This is a genomic window from Streptomyces sp. NPDC050535 (assembly GCF_044457665.1).
GTDB lineage: Bacteria > Actinomycetota > Actinomycetes > Streptomycetales > Streptomycetaceae > Streptomyces.
Genome location: NZ_JBITHE010000034.1, coordinates 47,541 through 53,831 on the forward strand (window position 1 = coordinate 47,541; position 6,291 = coordinate 53,831).

General features: G+C 66.6%; 5 protein-coding genes. 4 read left to right on the plus strand and 1 reads right to left on the minus strand.

Going from position 1 to position 6,291, the window contains the following annotated elements:
• Position 1 precedes the first annotated feature (1 nt).
• The 3 genes from rpsG (at position 2) to tuf (ending at position 3,976) form a co-directional block, all read left to right on the plus strand.
• Positions 2-472, plus strand: coding sequence for a 30S ribosomal protein S7 (rpsG, locus tag ACIBLC_RS39075; RefSeq protein ID WP_055517367.1), 471 nt, complete (start codon positions 2-4; stop codon positions 470-472).
• A gap of 39 nt (positions 473-511) precedes the next feature.
• Positions 512-2,641 carry an elongation factor G gene (fusA, locus tag ACIBLC_RS39080; RefSeq protein ID WP_399216239.1) on the plus strand — a complete coding sequence of 710 codons (2,130 nt, stop codon included), beginning with the start codon at positions 512-514 and terminating at the stop codon, positions 2,639-2,641.
• Between the two features lie 141 nt (positions 2,642-2,782).
• Positions 2,783-3,976: an elongation factor Tu gene (gene tuf / locus ACIBLC_RS39085; RefSeq protein WP_399216240.1), complete on the plus strand. Its 1,194-nt coding sequence runs from the start codon at positions 2,783-2,785 to the stop codon at positions 3,974-3,976.
• 93 nt (positions 3,977-4,069) lie between these two features.
• Here tuf and ACIBLC_RS39090 read toward each other — a convergent pair whose 3' ends face one another.
• On the minus strand, positions 4,070-5,293 hold the full coding sequence (locus ACIBLC_RS39090) for a cytochrome P450 (RefSeq protein WP_399216241.1): 1,224 nt from the start codon (positions 5,291-5,293) through the stop codon (positions 4,070-4,072).
• Positions 5,294-5,530: 237 nt separating this feature from the next.
• On the opposite strand from ACIBLC_RS39090, the gene ACIBLC_RS39095 reads away from it, so the two are divergent.
• Positions 5,531-6,291: putative T7SS-secreted protein (locus tag ACIBLC_RS39095; RefSeq protein WP_399216242.1), on the plus strand; the 761-nt coding region annotated here is incomplete at its 3' end.

The following is a 6,291-nucleotide window of genomic DNA, read 5'->3' on the forward strand; positions in this document are numbered from 1 at the left end:
AATGCCTCGTAAGGGCCCCGCCCCGAAGCGCCCGGTCATCATCGACCCGGTCTATGGTTCCCCTCTGGTGACCTCCCTCATCAACAAGGTGCTGATGAACGGAAAGCGCTCCACCGCCGAGCGCATCGTTTACGGCGCCATGGAGGGCCTGCGCGAGAAGACCGGTAACGACCCGGTCATCACGCTCAAGCGCGCTCTGGAGAACATCAAGCCGACCCTCGAGGTCAAGTCCCGCCGAGTCGGCGGTGCGACGTACCAGGTTCCGATCGAGGTCAAGCCCGGTCGCGCCAGCACGCTCGCGCTGCGCTGGCTCGTCGGTTACTCCCGCGCCCGTCGCGAGAAGACGATGACCGAGCGTCTGCTCAACGAACTTCTCGACGCGTCCAACGGCCTCGGTGCCGCTGTGAAGAAGCGCGAGGACACCCACAAGATGGCCGAGTCCAACAAGGCCTTCGCGCACTACCGCTGGTAGTCGCTACCCACATCGAGACCGAGAGAAGACCGAAGCCTTATGGCTACCACTTCACTTGACCTGGCCAGGGTCCGCAACATCGGGATCATGGCTCACATCGACGCGGGCAAGACGACCACCACTGAGCGGATCCTCTTCTACACCGGCGTCAGCTACAAGATCGGTGAAGTCCACGACGGCGCTGCCACCATGGACTGGATGGAGCAGGAGCAGGAGCGTGGCATCACGATCACCTCTGCTGCGACCACCTGTCACTGGCCGCTCGAGGACAACGACTACACGATCAACATCATCGACACCCCGGGGCACGTCGACTTCACGGTCGAGGTGGAGCGCTCGCTGCGCGTCCTCGACGGTGCCGTCACGGTGTTCGACGGTGTCGCCGGTGTTGAGCCGCAGTCCGAGACGGTTTGGCGTCAGGCCGACCGTTACGGCGTGCCGCGTATCTGCTTCGTGAACAAGCTTGACCGCACCGGCGCCGAGTTCCACCGCTGCGTGGACATGATCAAGGACCGGCTTGGCGCCGTTCCGATCATCATGCAGCTGCCGATCGGTGCCGAGATGGACTTCAAGGGCGTTGTGGACCTGGTCCGCATGAAGGCGCTCGTGTGGTCCGCCGAGGCGGAGAAGGGGGAGATGTACGACGTCGTCGACATCCCCGCCACGCACGCCGAGGCTGCCGAGGAGTACCGCGGCAAGCTGGTCGAGACCGTCGCGGAGTACGACGACGAGATCATGGAGCTGTTCCTGGAGGGCCAGGAGCCCACCGAGGAGCAGCTGTACGCCGCGATCCGTCGCGTCACCATCGAGTCCGGCAAGTCCAACGACGTCACGGTCACCCCGGTGTTCTGTGGCACCGCGTTCAAGAACAAGGGCGTCCAGCCCCTGCTCGACGCGGTCGTGCGCTACCTCCCGACCCCGCTTGACGTCGAGGCCATCGAGGGCCACGACGTGAAGGACCCGGAGCTCGTGATCAAGCGCAAGCCGTCGGTGGACGAGCCGCTGTCCGCGCTCGCCTTCAAGATCATGAGCGACCCGCACCTGGGCAAGCTCACCTTCGTCCGGATTTATTCGGGCCGCCTGGAGACCGGCACCGCGGTGCTGAACTCCGTCAAGGGCAAGAAGGAGCGCATCGGCAAGATCTACCGCATGCACGCGAACAAGCGTGAGGAGATCGATTCGGTGGGCGCCGGCGACATCGTCGCCGTGATGGGCCTGAAGCAGACCACCACCGGTGAGACGCTCAGCGACGACAAGAACCCGGTCATCCTGGAGTCCATGGACTTCCCGGCGCCGGTCATCCAGGTCGCCATCGAGCCCAAGTCCAAGGGTGACCAGGAGAAGCTGGGTGTAGCCATCCAGCGTCTCGCGGAGGAGGACCCCTCCTTCCACGTCCACTCGGACGAGGAGACGGGCCAGACCATCCTCGGCGGTATGGGCGAGCTGCACCTCGAGGTGCTGGTCGACCGTATGAAGCGCGAGTTCCGGGTCGAGGCCAACGTCGGTAAGCCGCAGGTCGCCTACCGTGAGACGATCCGTAAGGCCGTCGAGCGCGTGGACTACACCCACAAGAAGCAGACCGGTGGTACCGGTCAGTTCGCCAAGGTGCAGATCGCGATCGAGCCCATCACCGACGCCGACGGTCCGGCGTACGAGTTCGTGAACAAGGTGACCGGTGGCCGTATCCCGCGGGAGTACATCCCGTCGGTGGACGCCGGTGCGCAGGAGGCCATGCAGTTCGGCATCCTCGCCGGGTACGAGATGACGGGTGTCCGCATCACGCTTCTCGACGGTGCCTACCACGAGGTCGACTCCTCCGAGCTCGCCTTCAAGATCGCCGGTTCGCAGGCGTTCAAGGAGGGTGCTCGCAGGGCCAGCCCCGTGCTGCTCGAGCCGATGATGGCCGTCGAGGTCACCACGCCCGAGGACTACATGGGTGACGTCATCGGCGACATCAACTCCCGTCGTGGTCAGATCCAGGCCATGGACGAGCGTGCCGGTGCGCGTGTCGTGAAGGGCCTCGTGCCCCTCTCGGAGATGTTCGGCTACGTCGGCGACCTCCGCAGCAAGACGTCGGGTCGCGCAAGCTACTCGATGCAGTTCGACTCCTACGCCGAGGTTCCCAGGAACGTCGCCGAGGAGATCATCGCGAAGGCCAAGGGCGAGTAACGCACCCCGTTTGCACGCTTTAGGCTTGACCCGACCGCCGGGGACGACCCGGGAGGGAAAACCCCGGCGGGCGGCATCCCAGCAAAGATCACCTGGCGCCGATGAGTAAGGCGTACCAGAACCACTCCGCAGGAGGACCCAGTGGCGAAGGCAAAGTTCGAGCGGACTAAGCCGCACGTCAACATCGGCACCATCGGTCACATCGACCACGGTAAGACGACCCTCACGGCCGCCATTACCAAGGTGCTGCACGACGCGTACCCGGACCTGAACGAGGCCTCGGCCTTCGACCAGATCGACAAGGCTCCCGAGGAGCGCCAGCGCGGTATCACGATCTCGATCGCGCACGTCGAGTACCAGACCGAGACGCGTCACTACGCCCACGTCGACTGCCCCGGTCACGCGGACTACATCAAGAACATGATCACGGGTGCGGCGCAGATGGACGGCGCCATCCTCGTGGTCGCGGCCACCGACGGCCCGATGCCGCAGACCAAGGAGCACGTGCTCCTGGCCCGCCAGGTCGGCGTTCCGTACATCGTTGTCGCGCTGAACAAGGCCGACATGGTGGACGACGAGGAGATCCTGGAGCTCGTAGAGCTCGAGGTCCGTGAGCTCCTCTCCGAGTACGAGTACGCGGGCGACGACCTTCCGGTCGTCAAGGTCTCGGCGCTCAAGGCGCTCGAGGGCGACAAGGAGTGGGGCCAGACCGTCCTCGACCTGATGAAGGCCGTCGACGAGAACATCCCGCAGCCCGAGCGTGACGTCGACAAGCCGTTCCTCATGCCCATCGAGGACGTCTTCACGATCACCGGTCGCGGTACGGTTGTCACCGGCCGTATCGAGCGTGGTGTCCTCAAGGTCAACGAGACCGTCGACATCGTCGGCATCAAGACCGAGAAGACCACCACCACGGTCACCGGCATCGAGATGTTCCGCAAGCTGCTCGACGAGGGCCAGGCGGGCGAGAACGTCGGTCTGCTCCTCCGTGGCATCAAGCGCGAGGACGTCGAGCGCGGCCAGGTCATCATCAAGCCCGGCTCGGTCACGCCCCACACCTCGTTCGAGGCCCAGGCGTACATCCTGTCCAAGGACGAGGGTGGCCGTCACACGCCGTTCTTCAACAACTACCGTCCCCAGTTCTACTTCCGTACGACTGACGTGACCGGTGTTGTGACCCTCCCCGAGGGCACGGAGATGGTCATGCCCGGCGACAACACTGAGATGACGGTCGACCTCATCCAGCCCGTCGCCATGGAAGAGGGCCTGAAGTTCGCCATCCGTGAGGGTGGCCGGACCGTGGGCGCCGGCCAGGTCATCAAGATCAACAAGTAATTGTCGATCGTCTGACCTGGTAGCTCCTTCAAGAGCTCCTGAAAGGGCCCGTACGACTTCGGTCGTACGGGCCCTTTTGCCATGCTCCGGCCGTCACCAGGTGACCGGCAGAGCCACCGGTCCGCGGATCATCGTGCGCTGCCGCCAGGGGACCTCGTCGGCGGGCACCGCGAGCCGCAGCCCCGGCAGGCGGTCGAGCAGGGTGCTGATCAGGAGATCGGTCTGCATACGGGCGAGGACGGCGCCGGTGCAGTAGTGCGGGCCGTGACCGTAGGCGAGGTGTGCGCTGGTGTCCCGGTCGATGTCGATGCGGTCGGGGTCGGGGAAGACGTCCGGGTCGCGGTTGGCGGCCAGGTAGGAGACGTAGACGGGGTCGCCCGCGGTGATGCGTACGCCCTGGATGTCGATGTCCTCCAGGGCGATGCGGGCCAGGCCCACCGAGGTGCGGTGCGGGATGTAGCGCAGGAGTTCGTCGATGGCGGCGGGGCGGGACTCCGGCCGGCGGCGCACGCGGTCGAGCAGCCCGGGGTCGGTCAGCAGGAGGTAGAGCATCTGGCCGCAGTGATGGGTGACGGCCTCTCCGCCGATCTGGAGCGGGCCGGCGATGCCGATGGCCTCCGCCTCGCTGATGTCGCCGCGGCCGACGGCGGCGCCGAGCAGGGAGAGGACGTCCTCGCTCTCGCTCCGGCTTCGCTCTCGGATGGCCTGCGCGATGTAGGCGTACATCCCGTCCTTGGCGCGCTCCGCGGCCTCGGCGCCGCCCGCGGTGGAGATGATCTGCCGGGTCCAGGCGTGGATCCGCTCCCGGTCGGCCTCGGGTACGCCCATGACCTCGCAGACGACGGCGATGGGGAACGGTTCGAGGACGCGCTCGATGAGGTCGGCGGGGGGACCGTCGTGAAGTACGGCTTCGACGAGTGCGTCGAGCGTCTCCTGGGCGCGGGGGCGCAGCCGCTTCACGGCTCCCACGGTGTACGCCGCCGCCACCGCCTTGCGCAGCCGGTTGTGGTCGGGCTGGTCGGCGAACGCCAGTGACCCCGGCTTCGGCTTGAAGTGCGGTGCCAGCCGGGTGACTTGGCGGTCGACGACCTCGGCGCGGCTGAAGCGCGGGTCGTTCGTGATCGCCTTCACGTCCTCATGGCGGGTCGCCAGCCACGCCCAGCCCTCCCCGTGCGGAAGCCGGATCCGGGTCAGCGGCCCCTCGCGCATCAGCTCGGCGAGCACGGGGTCGAACTCGGTCGCGTGCAGCTCACGAGGCGGCCAGTCCCGTACGGGGGGAGGGGCCTGGCCGGTCAGGGTGGTGGTGTCTTCTGCCATGGGTCCACCATCATTCGGCTGGGGCCGGGTGTCGCGCGGGGGTGCTCCAGGCGGAGGCCATCGGCGCCGCCGACCGGCGGCGTCGGCGGGAGGGATGGGAGGGTCGGGCTTGGTGGGGTTCTCTCAGCGGTGGCCCAGGGCTGACTCTGAGCGGTGGCCTAGGGCCGCGCCCGCTCCTCCTGTAAATTCGCTGATGCGTACGACAGTTGTTGAGGCGAACGTGACGGGGGTTGCGGCGTGGTGGGGATTCGGCCGACGGATTGGCATGTCCTGGACCTGGACAGGGACCCCACGCCGGGTGATCCGGTCCGGGTGCGGTCGCTCGCCAAGAATCTTCAGGACTTCGCCGATGACGTCGGGGACGCGCTGCGTCTGATCAAGGGGATGGCGGACGAGGAAGCGGTCCTGCAGTGGGCGGGGAAGTCCGCGAAGGCGTTCCAGGACCAGTTCTCCGGGGTGCCGAAGCAGCTGAAGAAGCTGAAGACGTCGTACGACTTGGCGGGGGGTGCGCTGGCGGCGTACTGGCCGAAGCTGGAGCGTGCGCAGGCCCTTGCCGACCGGGCGTTGGCCAACGGGCGTGCCGCCCAGAGTGATCTGAGTTCTGCCAAGTCCCGCCTCTCCTCTGCCGATTCGTGGGTGACGAAAGCCGGCAAGGAAGCCGACAAGTACAAGGACGACCCCACCGGCAGCAAGAGCGCCGAGAAGCCGGACGAGGCCAAGGTCCGCGCTGCCACCCGCGATGCCCAGCACGCCAAGTCGGCTCAGACGTCGGCCCAGTCGGATGTCGGTACCGCGCAGGACGCGTTGGACGCGGCGAAGAAGATGGCGGCGGACGCGCGGAAGATGCGGGAGGACGCGGCGGGCGAGGCGAAGCGCAAGATCGACGAGGCCTCCGACGCGGGGATCCGTAACCGGAAGTGGTGGGAGGAGGTCGGGGACTGGTTCTCCGACAACTGGGACACCATCGTCACGGTCTGCAAGGTGGTCGTCGCGGTCGT